Genomic DNA, 20,495 nt, shown 5'->3' with positions numbered 1-20,495 from the left:
CGCTCGGGCCCTCCGCGGTTCCCTTCATGTGACCGGCTGCACCTTCGCCGGGCGTTCGACGGTGACCGGCAGGCCCCAGTCGGAGAACGTGGTCGTCATCATGACCTCGCCCTTGTCCAGGCGCTTCTTGATGGTCGTCTCCCAGGTGGCCACGACGACCATCGACGCGATGCGGCCGGTGCCGTCGAGGGTCACGTCACCCTTGAACGTCTGCGAGCCGTGATCGGCCGTGGTGGCATAGGAGAAGGTCAGGGTGCCGTCGGGCTTCTCGGTGACCGTGGCGTCCGCCTCGCGCAGCGCCTTCAGCAGACCCGCCGGGTCGGGCGCGGCGGCGTTGAGGACCGGCATCTCCGCGGCGCCGTACGTCAGCCGGTCGTGGGTGCCGGGGTACTGCCCGTAGAGGCTGTACTGCTCGTGCTCGCCGGGCGGCAGCTTGCCGTCGGCGCGGGGCTCCGTGCCGACGTAGCGGGTCCCCTTGATGAGGAGCTCGGTGGTGACCCCCCACTCGAAGGACGACTTCGCGTACCCGGTCGCCGTGTTCGGGTCGAACGCGCCCTCCCACACCACGGGCGGGCCTTCCGGCTGCTGGACGCCGTCGCTGCTCGCCCGGGCCTTCGTCTCGAACCGGATCCGGTAGCTGGTGCTGTTGCTCGCCGTGGCGGCGTTCGCGAGCCGGAGCGCCGGTGACTGCTGTGCCACCGTCTCGTCGCTCGTCTGCTCCGGCGCGGTGACGAACAGCCCGGCGGCGAGCGCGCCGGCGACGGCGACCACACCGAGGCCGTAACCGAGCCGGGTCACCGCGGCACGCTGGCGGTAGCCGCGCCGGGCGCGGCCCAGGACGTCGTCGGTGAGCGCGATGCCGCGCGTCTCCTGGCGCATGCCGGCGGCCAGGTGCTCTTCCAGGTCGGTGGTCATCACATCGCTCCGTTCGGGATCGGGAAGGTGTCCCAGCTCGCGGTCAGCTCGCGGAGACGGGACAGGCCCCGCGAGGAGGTCGACTTGACGCTGCCGACGGAGCAGCCGAGGATCTCGGCGGTCTCGGCCTCGGTGCGCTGCTCCCAGTACCGCAGGACGAGCACGGCCCGCTGGCGGGGCGGCAGCTGCGCCAGTGCCACGACGAGCGCCTGCCGCAGGGCGACGACGTCGGAGAGGTCCGTCGGGCCCACCGGCTCGGCGGTGACGAAGACCTCGGGACGGCGCCTGCGCCGGCGCCACTGGTCGACCGCCAGGTTGTACATGATGCGGCGCAGGTAGCCCTCCCGGTCCTCACGGACCTTGCCCCACGACCGCATCAGCCGCTCCAGGGCCGACTGCAGCAGGTCCTCCCCCGCCGCGCGGCTGCCGGTGAGCAGTACCGCGGTGGCCAGCAACGCGTTGCCGCGTTCGGCGACCAGTGCCTCGAGCCCTTCGAAGCTCCGCTTCCATAGCACGGGTTCTCCTCTCGTCGCGGTCATGACGACGCCACCGCGGGAAAGGTTGAGCGGCCCGGCGAAAATATCCTGCCGGACGCGGTGAGATGGACGGGTGGACGCTCTGCCGGTGCTGTGGCTGTACGGTCCGCCGGGGGTCGGCAAGACCACGGTGGGTTGGGAGGTGTTCACCCGGCTCGACTTTCCGGCCGGTTACGTCGACATCGACCAGCTCGGGATGTGTCACGGCCCGCCAACGGCCGGTGACCGCACGCCCGAACCGCCCGACGATCCCGGCCGGTACCGGATGAAGGCGCGCAACCTCGACGCGGTGGTGGTCAACCAGCGGGCCGCGGGGGCGCGGTTGCTCGTGGTCTCCGGGGTGGTCGACGCCCGCCGCGGGGTCGACCGCGACCTGCTGCCGCACGCCGCGGTGCGCACGCTGCGGCTGCGGGCCGATCCGGGCGAACTGCGCCGGCGGTTGGCTGGCCGGGCGCGACCGGGTGAGGACATCTCGCGCGAGCTGGCGTACGCCGCGGAGCTGGAGGTGAATCACGCCGACGACGAGTGCGTCGACACCACCGGGTTGGGGGTCGCCGAGGTCGTCGACCGGGTGCGGCTCGACGCGTCGTACCCGTCTGTCCACAATGGACCTTCGCTGGCCTGCGCCGCTCCCGGCGAGGTGCTGCTGGTGTGCGGCGTGACGGGCGTGGGCAAGTCGACGGTCGGATGGCAGGTGTACGACCGGATCCGCACGTCGGGCACCCATGCCGCGTTCGTCGACCTCGAACAGATCGGCTTCCACCGTCCGGCTCCCGCCGACCACCGGCTCAAGGCCGCCAACCTGGCCGCGCTGTGGTCGACCTACCACCGCGCGGGCGCCCGCCGGATGGTGGTGGGCGGCGAGGTCGAGACCGCGCAGGCGCTGCGCACGTACGCCGCGGCGCTCCCGGCCGCGAGGCTGACCGTGTACCGGCTCGACGCCGGCGCCGACACGCTGCGCGAGCGGATCCTGAGGCGCGGCCGGGGAGTCGGTGCCATCGACCTCGCCGGCGACCCGCTCATCGGGCGGCCGGAGCCGGCGCTACGCGAGGTCGCCGACCGGGCGGCGGCACAGGCCCGGGAGCGCGCGGGGGTCTGCGACGTTCTCCTCGACACCGACGGCCGGGAGGTGTCCGATCTCGTGGACGAGATCGTGCGTTACCAGGGCAGGGGGTGACCGTCGCGGAAGAAGCCGCCGGTCGGGCCGTCGTCGGGAAGACCCGCCGCCCATACGATGCCGCGCGCGCCCTCCCCGACCGGACGCCCGCCGGCGCCGCCCATGTCGGTGGCGACCCAGCCGGGGCACACGGCGTTGACGAGGATGCCGTCGCCGCGCAGGTCGGCGGCGAGCATGCGGGTCAACGCGTTCAGCCCGACCTTCGACGCGGTGTACGCCGGCGTGGCGCCACCCATGGAGGCGAACGACGCCGCCTCGCTGCTCACGTTGACGACCCGCGGATGCGCGCTGGCCCGCAGGGCCGGCAGCAGCGCCTGCACCAGCCGCCAGGGCCCGTACAGGTTGGTCTCGGCGGCCTGCCGCACCTGGTCGAGGTCGGCGTCGGGCGCGTGCTGCCACGTGTCGTAGAGGATCGCGGCGTTGTTCACCAGCGCGTCGACGTACCCGTACCGCTCGATGACGGTTCCGGCCACCCGCACGACGTCCGCTTCGACGGTCACGTCGAGGCAGAGCGGATGGACCTCGCCCGGGATCGCGGCCGCCGCGTCGGTTGCCGCCGCCGTCGAGCGGGCGGTGAGCACGACGGTGTCGCCACGCGCCGCGAACTGGCGGCACACCTCGTGCCCGATACCCCGGTTGCCGCCCGTCACCAGTACGATCACGCTCCGTCGGTCCCTTTCCCGCTTTCCGGCTCACCGCCGGTGACTCCGTCGTCATCCCATGACGACGACGCAGGCGTGCGGGTGCCGCGCGTGCACCGCCTCGTCGACCACGGCGATCGCGTAGTCCTCCATGGAGACCAGCGTCGAGCTCACCTCGCGGTCGCCGATCGTGTCGCGCGCGAGCTGGAACGTGCCGGTGCGCTCGCCGGGCGCGATGCCGCCGGGTGGCGGGCTCACATAGGTCCAGTAAAGGTCTTCGACGTCGCGGTAGTAGGTCAGTGCGTCGCGTTGGCCGACGATCTCCGGCGCGGCCTGTACGGGCAGGCCGGGCCGGTCGGCGTACTGCCCGCCGGCGGGGTCGCGCAGGCTGCCGAAGCCACCGACGACGATGAGCCGCGGTGGCGGGTCGAGCGTCCGCAGCGCGGCCACGACCGACCGGGCCGCCCGGACGTAGAACCCCGCGTCGTCGAGCTGGGCGGCGTGCCCGGCCGCGTTCACCACGACGTCGGCTCCGGCCACCGCGGCCGCGACCGCGGACGGATCGAACACGTCCGCCACGACGACGTGGTCGGCATCGCCGCCCGTCCGGACCACGGAGGTCACCTCGTGGCCGCGGCCACGGGCCTCCGTGACGATCCGGCTGCCGATCCGGCCAGCGGCGCCGATCACTGCCAGCCGCATGGACGCGACGCTAACACGGGCCCTGTGCACCGTGGGTCACACTGCTGCCCGAGCGCACGCATCGGCCGGACGGTCAGCGGAACGCGTCCGGGTGCTCACCCGCCGGTGGTCGTCCGGGGTCCTGAAACAGACATTCATCGCACTGCGGCGGTGACCGTCGGTTGCGAGAATCGAGCGTCGGCGTCGGGTAGCACCTCGAAGGGCGTTCGGATCGGTGACCACAACGCGTTCTCCCGACCCGGACGACGCATCGTCGATCGACGCGCGCGCGGCGCAGGGCCCCCAGTTCGGCAGGGGCAACGTCCAGCGGAACTACTTCGGCGGCCGGGCGCCCGTCACCTGGCCCTGCATGGCCGGGGTGCTGCCGCCGCTGGCCGACTCACGGCAGAACCGACCGGCCGACCGGAAGCTCGCCGACGCCACCGGTACGCCCGGAACTGTGGTGGTCTGCCAGGTGATCGCCGGCATGGGCGGTGTCGGCAAGACGCAGCTCGCCGCCGCCCTGGCCCATCGCCGTTGGGCCGGCAAGGACGTCGACCTTCTCGTGTGGGTGACGGCGACGTCGCGGACCAGCATCGTCAGCGCGTACTCCGAGGCGGCCCGGAAGGTGACCGGGCTCGACGACCCCGACCAGGAGAGCTCGGCCGGGCGCTTCCTCGCGTGGGCGGCGGAGCGGCACGGCAGGCGCTGGTTGATCGTCCTCGACGACCTGGCCGACCCCAACGACCTGGCCGGCCTCTGGCCGCCGGACGCGCCGACCGGACGGACGGTGGTGACCACCCGCCGCCGCGACCCCGTCATGCTCGACGGCCGGGAGCTGGTCGACGTCGACGTGTTCACTCCGACCGAGTCCCTCGGGTACCTGCGTGACAAGCTCGGCGACCAACCGGACCGGCTCGACCGGGCCGCCGAGCTGGCCGACGATCTCGGACACCTTCCCCTCGCGCTGGCACAGGCCGCGGCCTACATCCGCAGCCAGCGTGCCCGCATGACGTGTGCCCGGTACCGGGACAAACTCGCCGACCAACGGCGCCTGCTCGCTGATCTCGCACCGGCCGCGCTCCCCGATCAGCACCAGGAGACGGTCGCCGCCACCTGGCGACTCTCCATCGACCGCGCCAACAGCCTGCGCCCGGTCGGCGTCGCCCGGCCGCTGCTCGAGGTCGCCGCCCTGCTCGACCCGAACGGGATTCCGGCCGGACTGTTCGCCACGGCCGCGCTCACCGACCACGTCGGCGGCCGCCTCGGCCGCGAGGTCGACGCCGACGACGTCGACGAAGGGCTGCAGCTCCTACACCAGTTCAACCTGGTCGACATCGAAGACGACGCGGACAGCGTCCGCGTCCACGCGCTCGTACAGCGCGCGGTCCGGGAAGCGTGCGACGTCGACCGCAGGGCTACGGTGTCGCGCGCCACCGCCGACGCGCTCGTCCAGACGTGGCCCCGCATCGAACGCGACGCCGGTCACGCGCAGGCACTCCGGTCCAACACCGCGTACCTGCGTCGCGTCGCCGGCCGCCTGCTGTGGACCGACTCCGATGGAGGGCACGTCGCCCTGTTCCGGGCGGGGAACAGTCTCGGGGAGACAGGCCAGGTCGGCGCGGCCATCGATTACTTCGCCGACCTTCACGGGACAGCCGTCGACCACCTCGGTCCCGACCACCCCGACATCCTGACCACGCGCAACAACATCGCGTCCTGGCGCGGGCACGCCGGCGACCCGGCTGGCGCCGCCACCGCATTCCAGGACCTGCTCACCGATCAGCTGAGGGTTCTGGGCCCGGACCATCCCGACACGCTCACGACCCGCAGCAACCTCGCGTCCTGGCGCGGGCACGCCGGCGACCCGGTCGGAGCCGCCACCGCCTTCCAGAACCTGCTCGCCGACCGGCTGCACGTCCTCGGCCCCGACCACCCCGACACCTTCACCACGCGCGCCAACCTCGCCTACTGGCGCGGAGAGGCGGGCGACCCGGCGGGAGCCGCCACCGCGTTCCAGGACCTGCTCGACGACCGGCTCCGCGTCCTCGGCCCCGACCACCCCGACACCCTCACGACCCGCAACAACCTGGCCTACTGGCGCGGGCACGCCGGCGACCCGGCGGGGGCCGCGGCCGCGTTCCAGGACCTGCTCGACGACCGGCTCCGCGTCCTCGGCCCCGACCACCCCGACACCCTCACCACGCGCAACAACATCGCGTCCTGGCGCGGACACGCCGGCAACCCGGCGAGCGCCGCCGAAGCTTTCCAGGACCTGCTGACCGACCGGCTCCGCGTCCTCGGCCCCGATCATCCCGGTACCCTCACGACCCGCAACAACATCGCCTCCTGGCGTGGGCACGCCGGCGACCCGGCGGGAGCCGCGGCCGCGTTCCAGGACCTGCTCACCGACCGGCTGCGCGTCCTCGGCCCCGACCACCCCGACACCCTCACCACCCGCAACAACATCGCCCACTGGCACGGAAAGGCCGGCGACCCGGCCAGGGCCGCCACCGCCCTCGAAGACCTGCTGGCCGACCAGCTGCGTGTCCTCGGACATGACCACCCCGACACCCTCACCACCCGCAACAACATCGCTTACTGGCAGGGAAAGGCCGGCGACCCGGCCGGCGCCGCCGCCTCGTTCCAGGACCTGCTGGCCGACCAGCTGCGGGTCCTCGGGCCCGATCACCCGGACGCCCTCATCACCCGCAACAACATCGCCCACTGGCGGGAGGCAGCTGGCGGCGTTCAACCCGGAGAGACCACGCGAAACCCGGTCAGCCCCGGCTTCGCTCGGTAGTATCCACCGTCGACCGCGACGATCCCGTTCCGCCCGCTGGAGGCTGTCCCCGTGTCCGACCCCTGGCTGTCCGCCGACGGGTCGGCTGTGGAAGTTCCAAGCGAGCGAGGTCGACGAGTGGGTCCGGAGCGGATGGACGACGCACTGGCGGCGGTGCCCCGGCGCTATGCGCTGTCGTTCACGACGGGCGCTCTCCTCGCGCGTGAGGCGGCGCTGCTCGCGCCCGTGTTCGTGGAGCGGCGCGACTGGGAGCGGGTCCGGGACGAGGCCGTCGCGCGAAATCTTCTGCAGGCGCGGACCAGCAGCACGGGGGTCCGCCTGGTCCGCGAGACCGTGAAGCGCCTGTCGGCCCTGGCCGACGACGAGATCGGGCTGCTCGTGGAGGCGACCGCGTCTGAGCGGGCCCACCTCATGTGGGCCGCCGCCTGTCGCCGGTACGAGCTCATCGGAGAGTTCGCCGAGGAGGTCCTGCGGGAGCGGTTCCTGCTCCTCGCCTCGACGCTGCGGCACGAGGACTTCGACACCTTCGTCCGGGCGAAGGCGTTGTGGCACGAGGAACTGGCCCAGGTCACGGAGTCGACGCTGCGGAAGCTGCGGTCGAACGTCTTCAGGATGCTGCAGGAGGCCGAACTTTTGTCAGAGGCAGGGCTCATCATGCCTGTCGTGCTGTCCGATCCCGTCGCCGCGGTACTGACCGCCCGCACGCCGAGCGACCTGCGGTACTTCCCGACCCGGCTGACCGAGGGGCCCGTACGGTGATCCCGAAGACCCTGCACGAACAGGAGGAGCATCTGTTCACGGTGCTCAGCGGCAGGCGTTTCCTGCGGATGGAGGGCCTCGGCAACGAGGTTCCGTTCTTCATCTACCCGTATGCGCCGGAGCACGCCCTCGCCGTGGCCGCGGCCAAGAAGCGGATCAAGAACCGGCTGTCGAACGCGGGCGTCACCGTCTTCGAGATCAACCTCTACGACCTGTCGGTCGAGATGCTGAGGGAGCGGGGGGTCTGGGACCGGGTGCTGGCCGCCGAGCCGGAGATGGACCGGACCGACTTCCGCGAGATGCTCCAGGGAATGCTCGACCCGCAGCTGCACATCGCCCCGGCGATCCGCGACCGGCTCGGTGGCGACTTCGACATCTTCTTCCTCACCGGGATCGGTGAGGTGTTCCCGTACATCCGCTCGCACAACGTGCTGAACAACCTGCAGTCGGTGGTGAAGGACAGGCCGATGCTCCTGTTCTTCCCCGGCCGCTACGAGCAGTCCGACACGTTGGGCTCGTCGCTGGTGTTGTTCGGTCGGCTCAAGGACGACCAGTACTACCGGGCCAAGAACATCCTGGAACAGGAGGCGTGAGCGGGATGCGGCTCAGCGAGATCTTCGCCAAGGACATCCAGCGTCCGATCGAGGGCGTCATCAAGGCCGACGACGCCTCGCACCTCGGCACCGAGGTCGACGAGTACGTCCTGACGAACGAGGCCGCCAAAGGGCTGGAGCTCCTCCTCGAGGAGTACACGTCCTACACCAACGCCAACGGCGTGTGGATCTCCGGCTTCTTCGGCTCCGGCAAGTCGCACATGCTCAAGATGCTCGCCCACCTGCTGGGCGACGTCGAGGGCCAGGCCCACCCGCGCCGCGACGTCTCCGACAGCTTCCGGGCCAAGACGCCGGACGCGTTCCTGCCCGGCCTGCTCGACAAGGCCGACCGCATCCCGGCCCGCAGCCTGCTGTTCAACATCGACCAGAAGGCCACCCTGATCAGCAAGGACCAGACCGACGCCCTGCTGAGGGTGTTCGTCAAGGTCTTCGACGAGAGCCGCGGTTACTACGGCAACCAGGGACACGTCGCCCGCTTCGAGCGCGACCTGGACAACCGCGGCCAGTACCGGGCGTTCAGGGAGGCGTTCGAGCGCATCGCCGGCATTCCGTGGTCGCAGGGACGCGAACAGAGCGCTCTGGAAGGCCCGAGCATCGACAGCGCCTTCGCCGAGGTGAACGGCGCGCCGGCCGACGGCATCATCAGGCAGTACAGCGCCTCGTACTCCGTCTCGATCGAGGACTTCGCCGACGAGGTCAGGACCTGGCTCGACAAGCAGGACGACCCGAACGTCCGCCTGAACTTCTTCGTCGACGAGGTCGGCCAGTTCATCGGCTCGGACACCAGGCTCATGCTCAACCTGCAGACGATCGCGGAGTCGCTCAACACCCGGTGCGGCGGCCGCTCGTGGGTGTTCGTCACCTCCCAGGAGGACATGGAGAGGGTCATCGGCGACCGGACCCGGCAGCAGGGCAACGACTTCTCGAAGATCCAGGCCCGGTTCAAGACCCGCGTGAAGCTCACCAGCGCCGACGTCGAGGAGGTCATCCGCAAGCGCCTGCTGGAGAAGAACGAGGCGGGGGTGGCCGTGCTGAACACGATTCACGCGGAGCAGAGCGCCAACTTCAAGACGCTGTTCGACTTCGTCGACGGAGCCAAGACCTACCGCAACTACACCGACGGGGCGCACTTCGTCGGGACCTACCCGTTCGTCAGCTACCAGTTCCCGCTCTTCCAGGCCGCGATCGAGGGGATCTCCGACCACAACGTCTTCGAGGGCCGCAACAGCTCGGTCGGTGAGCGCTCCATGCTCGGCGTCGTGCAGCAGGTCGCCAAGGACCTCGGCGACGTCGAGGTCGGCCGGCTCGCGACCTTCGACAGCATGTTCGCCGGCATCCGCGCCTCGCTGAAGTCCGCCGCCCAGCGTTCGATCGACGTCGCCGAGCGCAACCTCGACAACCCGCTGGCGGTCCGGCTCCTCAAGGCGCTCTTCCTCGTCAAGTACATCGAGGGCTTCCAGGCGACCCCGCGCAACCTGACGGTGCTCGTCTACGACCGCTTCGGCCTCGACCTCCCCGCGCTGTCCGACCGGGTGAAGGAGGCGCTGACGCTGCTGGAGTCGCAGACCTACGTCCAGCGCAACGGCAACGCGTACGAGTACCTGACCAATGAGGAACAGGTCATCGAGGAGGAGATCAAGAACGTCGAGATCGACGACGACTCCGAGGTCAGCACCCGCCTGTTCAAGATCCTGTCCGGCGACGTCATCAGAACCAACAAGATCCGCTACGCCAGGAACGGGCAGGACCTCGCGTTCGGCTTCAAGCTCGACGACCAGGCCCACGGCACCCAGCGTGAGCTGGCGATCCACTTCATCTCGCCGGAGTACCCGTACTCGCCGGACGAGATCCGCATGCACAGCGCGGGCAAGGACGAGCTGCGCGTCATCCTCGACCCGGACGCCCGGGTGCTGTCGGACCTGCGGCTGCTGATCAAGACCGAGAAGTACATCAAGCGCAAGCAGAGCAGCTCGATCTCCGCGATCGAGGATCAGATCCTGCGCTCCAAGGGCGCGCAGAACATCGACCGGGAGAAGGAGCTCATCCAGCGGGTGCGCGCCTCGGTCGGCAGGGCCAGCCTGGTCATCAACGCCGCGGACATCACCTCCAGCTCCCAGGACGCCCTGGCCCGGGTGACCGACGGCTTCCAGACGCTCGTCAGCCGCACCTACACCCAGCTCAAGCTGCTCGGCGGCGTCACCTTCAGCGAGCAGCAGATCGCCTCCGCCGCGAACCCCGACGGCGGCCTGTTCGACGCCGGCGCCCTGACCACCCTTCCCGCCGAGGAGGTCCTGTCCTTCGTCATCCGCAAGGAGGGGTTCGGGGAGCAGGTCACGGTCCGGACCATCGTCGACGGCTTCCAGGCCAAGCCCTACGGCTGGGACCTCGCCTCGATCGAGGTCCTGATCGCCTTCCTGGTCGGGACGTCGAAGGTGACGCTGACGGTCGACGGCAACGTGCTCAAGCGCTCCGAGGTCCCGGCCGCGCTGCGCAACACCCAGAAGCACGCGCACACGGTCGTGGCCCCGCAGAAGACGTTCGACGAGCGCAGGGTCGCCGCCTTCCGCGCGTTCTGCACCGACTTCTTCGACGAGTCCCACGCCCCGACGGATCCGCTGGAGCTCGCGCGGCACGGTGCCGAGAAGCTCGCGAGCAAGCGCGACGAGCTGAGAGCCACCGTCGCGGGCACCAGGTACGCCTTCGTCTCCCAGCTCTCCGACCCGATCGGGCTGCTCGACCGGGTGGTCGGCAGGCCCGACGACTGGTACCTGACCGCCTTCGACCTCGGCGACGCGCTGCTCGACGCCAAGGAGAACGTCATCGACCCGATCCAGGCGTTCCTGAGCGGCGGGCAGCGCGTCATCTACGACGAGGCCGCCGACCTGCTGACCCGTCACAGCGGCAACCTCGGCTACCTGCCGCCCGGCGACGACGCGGCCGTCCGGAGCGCGCTGGAGGACCCGAACGCGTTCCGGGGCAACCGGATGGCCCAGCTCAAGCAGGCATCCACCCGGCTGCGCGCCCGGATCGAGGAGCTGGTGGCCTCGAACCGGGCCGACGCCGTCACCGCGATCGAGGGCCGCAAGGGTGAGCTCCAGGCGAGCGCCTTCTACGCCGACGCGACCGACGCGGCCCGGAACAGCGTGATCGGCACGGTCGACCGGGCGACGGCACGCGTCAGCGCCGAGACCCAGATCGCCCTCATCCGCGAGCTGAGGGCGGGCTTCGAGGAGACCGTCTACCCCGGCCTGCTCGACGAGCTCGCCGCCTCGCGGCAGGGCGGTGCCGACGACGCGCCGGCGCCGAAGCAGACCGTGTCGATCAGGACCATCTCGCCGTCCGGTGTCAGCGGGGTCATCGAGACCGAGGACGACATCCCGCCGTACCTGGCCGCCCTGCGCAGCGCGCTCGTCCGGGCCCTCGAGGACGGAAAGCGGATCTCACTCTGATGGACACCGCACCACTGAAGTACTTCGCCACGTGGGCCCGCGCCTCGCTCATCCGCGAGGTGAGCGCCCGCGTCGCCGTCGTGCTGGCTCCCGCCTCGCCCGAGCGGGTCGAGCGGCCCGTCGCCGTCGAGGCGCTGGAGAAGGCGGTACACGCGGCGGGCGGTGGAGACCAGGGCAGGTCGGTGGTCGCGGACCGGGTGGCGTACACCTGGTTCAACCGCATCATCGCCCTGAGGTTCATGGACGCCAACGGCTACACCGGCACCGGCGTCGTCTCCCCGCGGGCCGGCGTCGCCGCCGGTCAGCCCGAGATCCTCGCCGAGGCCAAACGCGGCTACATCGACGCCGCCGTCGTCGGCACGAGGACCCGCGAGACGGTCACCGCTCTGCTCAACGGCACCCGGCGCAGCGAAGACCCCCAGGGCGAGGCCTACGCGCTGCTGCTCGCGGAGCACTGCCGCCACTGGAACCGCGCCATGCCGTTCATGTTCGAGCGCGAGGGCGACTTCACCGAGCTGCTCATCCCGGCCGACCTGCTGGCGGACGACTCGATCCTCAACCGCGCCGTCCGGGTCCTCACCGCCGACGTGTGCCGGGACGCCGAGGTCATCGGCTGGCTGTACCAGTTCTACATCTCGGAGCGCAAGGACGAGGTCTTCGCCGGCTTCAAGCGGAACAGAAAGGCCGGCGCCGACGAGATCCCCGCGGCCACCCAGCTCTTCACCCCGCACTGGATCGTCCGCTATCTCGTCGAGAACTCGCTCGGTCGTCTGTGGATGCTCAACCGTCCCGCGTCGCGCCTGGTCGACCGGATGGAGCTCTACATCGCCCCGGTCCACGACGAGGCGGACTTCCTCAAGATCAGCACTCCCGAGGAGCTGCGGGTCATCGACCCGGCATGCGGGTCGGGCCACATGCTCACGTACGCCTTCGACCTGCTGTACGCCATCTACGAGGAGGAGGGCTACGCGCCGGCCGAAATCCCCGGGCTCATCCTGACCCACAACCTCTTCGGCGTGGAGATCGACCCTCGCGCCGGTGCGCTCGCGGGCTTCGCCCTCACGATGAAGGCGCGGGCGCGGCAGCGGACCTTCTTCGGCAAGCGGATCGAGCCGAACGTGTGCGTGCTCGAACCGGTCCGCTTCGCCCCGTCCGCGATCGACCTCCTGCTGACCCGTGACGGCGACCGGGCCGCGGAGACGGCGTTCTGGAACCGGTTCGAGCACGCCGACCTCCTGGGGTCGCTGATCCGGCCCGACGCCGCCCTGGCGGCCGACCTCGGGCGGCACCTGGCACAGCTCGACGGCGACCCGGACCGCGACGGCGGCCCTGACCTCGTGACGGCCGACGTCGTCGAGCGGGCGCGGCGGGTCGTGCATCAGGCGACCGTCCTGTCCGGCGAGTACGCCGTGGTGATCGCCAACCCCCCGTACATGGGCGCCGGAAACATGGGCACCCTGATGACCGGGTTCGCGAGGGACCACTACCCGGCGGGCAGGACGGACCTGTTCGCCATGTTCATCGAGGTCTGTATCCGGCTGGCCGGCGGCTCGGGGCGGGTCGCGATGGTCACCATGCAGTCGTGGATGTTCCTCGCGTCCTTCGAGAAGCTGCGCACGCTCGTCCTCCGGCACTCGCCGCCCGCGGCGATGGCCCATCTCGGCGAGCGCGCGTTCGACTCGATCGGCGGGGCCGTGGTGTCCACGACCGCGTTCGTCCTGCAGGTCGGCAGGTCGCCGGGCGAGGAGGGCACCTACCTGCGGCTGGTCGACGGCCGGACCGAGGCCGAGAAGTCGCGGGCGATGCTCGCCGCCGCGGCGGCCGCGACGACCGGGGACGCGCCGAACCTGTACCGGCGACCCGGTGACAGCTTCTCGCTGATCCCGGGCACGCCCATCGTCTACTGGCTCTCGGAGGACATGCGGCGGGCCTTCGCCCTCGGACGTCCCCTCGGCGAGCTGGCCGAACTGCGCGAGGGACTGTCCAGTTCGGACGCCGACCGGTTCACCCGGCTGTGGTGGGAGGTGGCCCGACGGTCGTGCGACCTGAGCGCGCCCACCCCCGCCGCGGCCAGAGCCGGCGGCGCCAGATGGTTCCCGTTCAACAAGGGCGGCGAGTACCGCAAGTGGTACGGCAACCACGAGTACCTGATCAACTGGCAGAACGGGGGCCAGGAGATCCTCGCGGAGCGCCCCAGGTCGACGGTGCGCAGTCCCCAGTTCTACTTCCGTTCCTCGATCTCGTGGTCGAAGATCTCGTCCGGCGCGCCCGCGTTCCGCGGCTATCCGGAGGGCTTCGTCATCGGCTCGGCCGCCAAGGCCGTCTTCGTCGACTCCGAACGGCAGGCCGCGCTCATCATGAGCATCTGCAACTCGTCGCTGATGCAGGCGCTCCTCCAGGCCAAGTCGCCGACCATGTCGTTCGTGGCCGAAGACGTCGGCAGCCTGCCGATCGTCGACGCCACGGCGCCGGAGGACGTGCTCGCCTCGGTGGCCGAGCTGCGGGCCACCTCGAAGCTCGACTGGGACCAGTCCGAGACGTCGTGGAACTTCGCGTCGCCGTCGTTCCTGAGCGGCGGCGGGCGGGTCGCCGATGCCGTCGACGGGTACTGCCGTCGCTGGGACGGCCTGTCGCTGCGGCAGCAGTCGCTCGAAGAGGCGAACAACCGCGCGGTCGCGGAGCTCTACGGGCTCGCGCACGAGGTGCGGTGCGAGGTTCCGCTCGACCGGGTCTCGCTGACCCGCAACACGGCCTTCAGGTACGCCGGCAGGCCCGAGGCGGAGCGTGCGGCGCTGTTCCGGCAGGACGTCGTGAAGGACCTGGTGTCCTACGCCGTCGGCTGCGTCTTCGGGCGCTACAGTCTGGACGAGCCGGGGCTGATCCTGGCCGATCAGGGCGCCACGCTGCGCGACTACCTCGCCCGGGTGCCCGCTCCGACCTTCGCACCCGACGAGGACAACGTCATTCCCGTCGTCGACGGCGACTGGTTCGAGGACGACATCGTCGCGCGCTTCCGCCAGTTCCTCCGGGTCACCTTCGGCGACCGGCATGTCGAGGAGAACCTCCGCTTCGTGGCGGAGTCGCTCGGGGTGAGGAACATCCGCGACTACTTCGTGAAGTCGTTCTACAAGGACCACGTCCAGCGGTACCGGAAGCGCCCGATCTACTGGCTCTTCTCCAGTAGCAGGGGCTCGTTCAACGCGCTCGTCTACCTGCACCGCTACACGCCGTCCACGGTCTCGACGGTGCTCAACGAGTACCTGCGCGAGTTCAGGGCCAAGCTGGAGTCCAGCCTGCGGCAACAGGAGCGCCTCGCCGCCGGCGACGGGACGCCGCGTCAGCAGGCGGCCGCCCAGAAGGAGGCCGACCGGCTCCGCAAGGTGCTGCTGGAACTCGAGGAGTACGAGCACGACGTCCTGTATCCGCTGGCGTCCCGGCAGCTTCCGATCGATCTGGACGACGGGGTGAAGGTGAACTACGCCAGGTTCGGCGCCGCGCTCAAGAGGATCCCCGGCCTGGAGGCGGGCGATGGGTGACGCCGCCACGGTCCGCCCGCACCTGGAGCGGTGGTTCGAGAGCGCCCGGGTCGTCTTCTGGCACGACCCCGACGGTCAGTACGCCGCAGACCTGGACGACCTCGCGCTGCCGGGTGTGCAGACGATCCGCGTCGCCAACAACGAGTTCGGCATCAGGAACCGGCTCCTGCACGAGGAGCCGGCGGGCCGGTTCCTCGTCTACCGCTCCGGTGAGGTGCCGACGGGCATCGGGAACTGGCTGCTCGACCTTGAGCTGGCCTACGGGGTCTTCACGGCCGACCGCACTGTCCTCATCGCGCGGGATCTCGGCCTCGCCGGCGCCAGCATCGACGAGGTCGTCCGGGCCCACGAGAAGTTCTTCAACGCCACCAGACGCGTCCAGAGCCTCAAGGACCGGCTGAGCCCCGACGACGACTCCGTCAAGCTGCGCGCCAAGATGTCGGCGGTGCTGATCGGCCTCAAGGAGTCGCACAGCCTGTTGGAGATCACTCGGACGCTGCTGATGGAGAACGCCCGGGGTCTCCGGGCGAAGTTCGACGCGCTCGCGGACCACGGCCTCGACGAGTTCTACTGGCGCGGCGTCGCCAGCATCTACGGCTACGCGTCGGCGTCGCCGAGCATCGACGATCTCGTGCTGTGGATCTTCCGCCGGGCGATCGACGGTTTCACCTCCGACCGGGCCGGTGGCCTGCAGAACATCCAGCTCGACTTCGCGAGCCTGCGCAACGACCGCCGCAGCCAGGAGGCGCTCGCCACGCTGGCCAGGCGGGCGGCGCGCGACCTCGGCTACGCGTCGACGATCGAGGACGCGAGCTTCCGCGATCTGGTCAGGGTCGACCTGTTCGAGGAGGCCGACCAGAAGATCATCAGTGACCTCGCGCGCGCGGTGGCCGAGCAGACCGTCCCCCCGCGCGAGGTCGCAGACGTGGTGCGCGCGCGGCAGAGCAGTGTGTGGATCGACGGCTACCGGCAGCTCTACACGGCCATCGCCAGCGCCTCCGAACTGCTGGGCGAGCTCGCCTCGCTCGACCTCGCGATGCAGTCGTTCGACGACGGGATCGAGCGCTACCGCCGCGAGTGGTTCCGCATCGACCAGCTCTACCGGCAGTTCGTCTACGCGGCCCGCACGGCCGAGTACCCGAAGCCGCTGGAGGCGCTGCGGGAGCAGATCGAGAAGCGGTACACCACCAGGTTCGTGTACGGGCTGGGAAACGCCTGGCAGCAGCAGGTAGACCGGGTCGACCGGTGGCGCTCGGACACCTTCCGCCCGCAGACCGGCTTCTACGCCGGCTACGTACACCCCCTCGTGCGCGACGGCGACAGGAAGGCCGTCGTCATCATCTCCGACGCGCTGCGCTACGAGGTGGCCGACGAGCTCGGGTCACGCATCCGGAAGGAGGACCGCTTCGACGCGACGCTCGACGCCGTCCTCGGGATGGTGCCGAGCTACACGCAGCTGGGAATGGCGGCGCTCCTGCCGCACTCGACGCTCACGCACTCCCCCGACGCGAAGACCGTGCTGGCCGACGACCAGCCGACGAACAACACCGCCCTGCGCGGCAAGGTGCTCGAGAGCGTCGGCGGGGTGGCGATCCAGGCCGAGGACTTCAAGGCCCTCAACGCCGACGAGCGGCGCGAGCTCTACAGGGCCAACCGGGTCATGTACGTCTACCACAACCGGATCGACGCCACCGGCGACAAGCCCGGCACCGAACGGCAGGTGTTCGAGGCCGTCGAAGACACGCTGCGCGACATCGTCGACCTCGTCAAGAAGCTGGCCAGCGCCAACGCCACGAACATCTTCGTCACAGCCGACCACGGCTTCCTCTTCCAGGACGACGCCCTGGGCGACACGTTCTTCCTGTCCACCCATCCGCAGGGCGACGACATCAGGGTCGTCAACCGGCGTTACGTGCTGGGCCGGGGCCTCAAGGCCGACAACGCCTTCGCGCGGTTCGAGGCCGCCCAGCTCGGGCTCCGGGGCGACCTCGAGGTGCAGATCCCCAAGTCGATCCACCGGCTGCGCCTGGCCGGCGGCGGATCGCGGTTCGTGCACGGAGGGGCGACGCTCCAGGAGGTCGTCGTCCCCGTGCTGGTCGTCAACAAGAAGCGCAGGAGCGACACCAGACCGGTCAACGTCGAGGTGTGGCCCGAGTCCGACAAGATCACCACGGGGCAGGTCGTCGTCCGGCTGTTCCAGTCCGAGCCGGTCACCGACAAGGTGCAGCCGCGCACGGTCCGGGCCGGGCTCTACGTCGATGGGACCCTGATCTCCAACCTCGTCCACCTGACCTTCGACCAGACCTCGGCCGACAAGCGCGACCGGTACCGGAGCGCGCAGATGCTCCTCAGCCAGGACGCCAACGAGTTCAACAACCGCGCGGTCGAGTTCCGCCTGGAGGAGCGCATCCCCAACACCAACCAGTGGCGTGTCTACGCGAAGGCGATCTACACGCTGAAGCGTTCGTTCGCCTCGGACTTCGACTTCTGAACGCACGGGGAATCAGATGAGCGCACCCGACACCGACGACCTCGACTCCCGGATCAACCGCCTGTTTCCCGGGGTCGTCGTCCGCAAGGACCTCGTCAAGGCCGTCAAGGGCAACGCGATCGTGCCGTCGTACGTCCTCGAGTACCTGCTCGGGCAGTACGCGGCCTCGGACGACCACGCCACCATCGAGGCCGGCATCGAGACCGTCCGCAGGATCCTCGCCGAGCACTACGTGCACCGCGGCGAGTCGGAGCTGGTCAAGTCGACAATCAAGGAGCGCGGCCGGCACCGGATCATCGACAAGGTCACCGTGACCCTCAACGACAGGGCCGACGTCTACGAGGCGGAGTTCGCCAACCTCGGCGTCAAGGGCGTGGTCGTCGGGTCGCCCACCGTCAAGGCCCATCCCAAGCTCCTGGTCGGTGGCGTCTGGTGCATCTGCGACCTGGAGTACTTCCACGGTGACGACCAGCGCACTGTGCCCTGGAACCTCGGCTCGATCAAGCCCATCCAGCTGTCGACGTTCGACCTGGAGCAGTACCTCGACGCGCGCCGCGGCTTCACCACCGACGAGTGGATCGACCTGCTCCTGCAGTCCATTGGCTTCGATCCCGCACTGTTCAGCAGGCGTGCGAAGTTCTTTCAGCTCGTGCGGCTCATCCCGTTCGTCGAGCGCAACTACAACCTGATCGAGCTCGGGCCCAAGGGGACCGGCAAGTCACACATCTACTCGGAGTTCTCGCCGCACGGGATGCTGATCTCGGGCGGCGAGGTCACCGTTCCGAAGCTCTTCGTCAACAACTCCAACGGACGCATCGGCCTGGTGGGCTACTGGGACGTGGTCGCGTTCGACGAGTTCGCGGGCAGGAAGAAGCGCACCGACAGGGCGCTCGTCGACATCATGAAGAACTACATGGCGAACCGGTCGTTCTCGCGTGGTGTCGAGACGCTCGGCGCCGAGGCCTCGATGGTGTTCGTCGGCAACACCTCGCACACCGTGCCGTACATGCTGAAGAACTCCGACCTGTTCGACGAGCTGCCGGAGGCCTACCACGACCCGGCCTACCTCGACCGCCTGCACCACTACATCCCGGGCTGGGAGGTCGACATCATCCGCGGCGAGATGTTCTCCAACGGCTACGGTTTCGTCGTCGACTACATCGCCGAGGTGCTGAGGTCGATGCGACCGGAGGACCACTCCGACCGCTACCGGCAGCACTTCACGCTGTCGTCGGACATCTCCACGCGCGACCGGGACGGCGTCCACAAGACCTTCTCGGGCCTGATGAAGATCCTCCACCCCGGCGGCGGCGCCACCCGCGAGGAGATCGAGGAGATCCTGCGGTTCGCGATCGAAGGCCGCAAACGCGTGAAGGACCAGATCCTGCGCATCGACTCCACGATGGCCGAGGTCCGGTTCGGCTACCTCGACACGGACGGCACCTGGCACGGCGTCACCACTCGCGAGGAGGACGAGTATCCCGCCCACTACCACCGCACGGATCCCCGTGCCGCGCCCTCCGCGGACGGCGCGGTTCCCCGTGCCGCGCCCTCCGCGGACGGCGCGGATCCCGGTACCGCGCCTTCCGCGGAACCTGTGCTGTTCGAGGGTCACCGGGAGTACCAGGAGGGCCAGCGCGGCGTCTCGTTCGACGCGCTGCTCGTCCCCTACCTGCGGGGCGCCTCGCAGATCACACTCGTCGACCCGTACGTGCGCATGTTCCACCAGGCGAGGAACCTGATGGAGCTGGTCGAGGGGATCGCGAGCGGAAAGGACCCGGCCGACGAGGTCGTGCTGAAGCTGGTGACCGTCGAGAACCAGGATGGGCCGGAGCGGCTGCAGAAGCAGTACGAGTACCTCCTGCAGATCAAGAAGAGCGCCGCCGTACTCGGAATCGTCGTCGACGTCGAGTTCGCGGCGCCGCAGTCCGTGCACGACCGCTCCATCACGACCGACACGGGGTGGAGGATTGTGCTCGGTCGTGGGCTGGACATCTTCCAGCGGACGTCGGACAGCCCGTTCGACCTGGCGACGAAGTACCAGCGGTACCGGGAGGTGAAGGGCTTCGGCGTCACCTACCTCCGCGAGGACCGGTAGCGCCGGGCTCTTTCCGACTGGTCGCATCATCGGCCGGTCCGCACCCGACCGCCGCGGCGCATCGAACACCCACTGGCTGCGGCCAATGGGTTCTATCACATTGAGTCGTTGTGCAACTACCCTTAACATTCGGCGGTCGGAGGGCCGGTCCGACATCCCCCGTCGGCAGGCAGTCGGCGCCTGTCGTTCTGCGCGACCCATGAGAGCCCGGCCGCACCGTCCCGGCGGGCAGTCAGTCCGTGCCACAAGGGACGAGGACCGACGAGGGATCAAGCAGGTCGAGGTACGGCCCGCTTCGAGTCCGGCATGGCACGACATCAGGCTCGTCTTCACACGGGAGGAAAGCTTCGACCGGACTTCGTCAGCTACCGCTTCGAATAGCTCGTCGACCGCCACGAGGCAAAGGACATCGCCGTTGTCAGCGGCGCTATCGGCCGCCAGGCCACCGCAGGTCAACTGCCGTGGGGCGGGCGGGGTTCGAACCCGCGACCGAGGGATCATGAGCGACGGCCACTACGCCGACATGGCCCTCTACCTGCGCCGACGGCATTACGAACGCCCGCTTCATGCGACAGTGGCCGCACCAGCCGACGACAGTTCGCACCACGAGTTGCCCCACGCCGTGATCACGGGCCGGACTGACGCGCGGCGTTTAGGTTCGCTCGGATGGCGCTTGTGAGGGAATGCTTGTCCCCTAGCACCCGCTGGCACACTGCTAGCGCTGTCTCGTACAGGTCGATCGCCTCCTCCAGCCGCCCCACCGCCTGGTACGCGTAGGCCAGATTGTTCCGCGAC

Annotated in this window: 13 protein-coding genes; 8 read left to right on the top strand and 5 right to left on the bottom strand. The window is 69.8% G+C overall.

From position 1 onward, the window contains the following. Positions 1-24: 24 nt before the first annotated feature. Both Voc01_RS14940 and Voc01_RS14935 read right to left on the bottom strand, forming a co-directional pair. Positions 25-915, bottom strand: a complete 891-nt coding sequence (locus Voc01_RS14940; protein WP_203928010.1) for a hypothetical protein — start codon at positions 913-915, stop codon at positions 25-27. Beyond that, complete coding sequence (locus Voc01_RS14935; protein ID WP_239160203.1) at positions 915-1,430, bottom strand: SigE family RNA polymerase sigma factor; 516 nt, start codon at positions 1,428-1,430, stop codon at positions 915-917. The genes Voc01_RS14940 and Voc01_RS14935 overlap by 1 nt, the downstream gene beginning before the upstream one ends. A gap of 94 nt (positions 1,431-1,524) precedes the next feature. On the opposite strand from Voc01_RS14935, the gene Voc01_RS14930 reads away from it, so the two are divergent. Continuing rightward, on the top strand, positions 1,525-2,628 hold the full coding sequence (locus Voc01_RS14930) for a nucleoside/nucleotide kinase family protein (RefSeq protein WP_203928008.1): 1,104 nt from the start codon (positions 1,525-1,527) through the stop codon (positions 2,626-2,628). On the opposite strand, the gene Voc01_RS14925 is transcribed toward Voc01_RS14930, so the two are convergent. Next, complete coding sequence (locus Voc01_RS14925; protein WP_203928007.1) at positions 2,610-3,290, bottom strand: SDR family NAD(P)-dependent oxidoreductase; 681 nt, start codon at positions 3,288-3,290, stop codon at positions 2,610-2,612. The genes Voc01_RS14930 and Voc01_RS14925 overlap by 19 nt on opposite strands. Before the next feature lie 51 nt (positions 3,291-3,341). Beyond that, positions 3,342-3,971: an NAD(P)-dependent oxidoreductase gene (locus Voc01_RS14920; RefSeq protein ID WP_203928006.1), complete on the bottom strand. Its 630-nt coding sequence runs from the start codon at positions 3,969-3,971 to the stop codon at positions 3,342-3,344. 214 nt (positions 3,972-4,185) lie between these two features. Here Voc01_RS14920 and Voc01_RS14915 point away from each other — a divergent pair, with 214 nt between their 5' ends. From Voc01_RS14915 to brxL, 7 genes are all read left to right on the top strand, one after another. Further along, the gene (locus Voc01_RS14915; RefSeq protein WP_203928005.1) at positions 4,186-6,753 is read left to right on the top strand and encodes a tetratricopeptide repeat protein; all 2,568 of its coding nucleotides are present in this window, start codon (positions 4,186-4,188) and stop codon (positions 6,751-6,753) included. 132 nt (positions 6,754-6,885) lie between these two features. After that, positions 6,886-7,512: a DUF1819 family protein gene (locus tag Voc01_RS14910; protein ID WP_203928004.1), complete on the top strand. Its 627-nt coding sequence runs from the start codon at positions 6,886-6,888 to the stop codon at positions 7,510-7,512. Continuing rightward, entirely contained in the window at positions 7,509-8,105 is a 597-nt protein-coding gene (locus tag Voc01_RS14905; RefSeq protein WP_239160202.1) for a DUF1788 domain-containing protein, read from the top strand. Before Voc01_RS14910 ends, Voc01_RS14905 begins: the two co-directional genes overlap by 4 nt. Before the next feature lie 5 nt (positions 8,106-8,110). Further along, positions 8,111-11,575: a BREX system P-loop protein BrxC gene (gene brxC / locus Voc01_RS14900; RefSeq protein ID WP_203928003.1), complete on the top strand. Its 3,465-nt coding sequence runs from the start codon at positions 8,111-8,113 to the stop codon at positions 11,573-11,575. Next, positions 11,575-15,111 carry a BREX-1 system adenine-specific DNA-methyltransferase PglX gene (gene pglX, locus Voc01_RS14895; protein ID WP_203928002.1) on the top strand — a complete coding sequence of 1,179 codons (3,537 nt, stop codon included), beginning with the start codon at positions 11,575-11,577 and terminating at the stop codon, positions 15,109-15,111. The genes brxC and pglX overlap by 1 nt, the downstream gene beginning before the upstream one ends. Then, the gene (pglZ, locus tag Voc01_RS14890; protein ID WP_203928001.1) at positions 15,104-17,602 is read left to right on the top strand and encodes a BREX-1 system phosphatase PglZ type A; all 2,499 of its coding nucleotides are present in this window, start codon (positions 15,104-15,106) and stop codon (positions 17,600-17,602) included. The genes pglX and pglZ overlap by 8 nt, the downstream gene beginning before the upstream one ends. Positions 17,603-17,618: 16 nt before the next feature. Next, positions 17,619-19,700 carry a BREX system Lon protease-like protein BrxL gene (brxL, locus tag Voc01_RS14885; RefSeq protein WP_203928000.1) on the top strand — a complete coding sequence of 694 codons (2,082 nt, stop codon included), beginning with the start codon at positions 17,619-17,621 and terminating at the stop codon, positions 19,698-19,700. A gap of 626 nt (positions 19,701-20,326) precedes the next feature. On the opposite strand, the gene Voc01_RS14880 is transcribed toward brxL, so the two are convergent. Then, positions 20,327-20,482, bottom strand: a complete 156-nt coding sequence (locus tag Voc01_RS14880; RefSeq protein ID WP_275423721.1) for a tetratricopeptide repeat protein — start codon at positions 20,480-20,482, stop codon at positions 20,327-20,329. Positions 20,483-20,495 lie beyond the last annotated feature (13 nt).

This window comes from Virgisporangium ochraceum (assembly GCF_016863655.1).
GTDB lineage: Bacteria > Actinomycetota > Actinomycetes > Mycobacteriales > Micromonosporaceae > Virgisporangium > Virgisporangium ochraceum.
Note: the sequence above shows the minus strand (reverse complement) of the source record. Positions and strands in the feature narration are given on the sequence as shown.

Coding starts and splice junctions, on each gene's coding strand:
- brxL (WP_203928000.1), top strand. CDS start 17,619: ATGAGCGCACCCGACACCGACGACCTCGACTCCCGGATCAACCGCCTG.
- brxC (WP_203928003.1), top strand. CDS start 8,111: ATGCGGCTCAGCGAGATCTTCGCCAAGGACATCCAGCGTCCGATCGAG.
- Voc01_RS14940 (WP_203928010.1), bottom strand. CDS start 915: ATGACCACCGACCTGGAAGAGCACCTGGCCGCCGGCATGCGCCAGGAG.
- pglX (WP_203928002.1), top strand. CDS start 11,575: ATGGACACCGCACCACTGAAGTACTTCGCCACGTGGGCCCGCGCCTCG.
- Voc01_RS14920 (WP_203928006.1), bottom strand. CDS start 3,971: ATGCGGCTGGCAGTGATCGGCGCCGCTGGCCGGATCGGCAGCCGGATC.
- Voc01_RS14910 (WP_203928004.1), top strand. CDS start 6,886: ATGGACGACGCACTGGCGGCGGTGCCCCGGCGCTATGCGCTGTCGTTC.
- pglZ (WP_203928001.1), top strand. CDS start 15,104: ATGGGTGACGCCGCCACGGTCCGCCCGCACCTGGAGCGGTGGTTCGAG.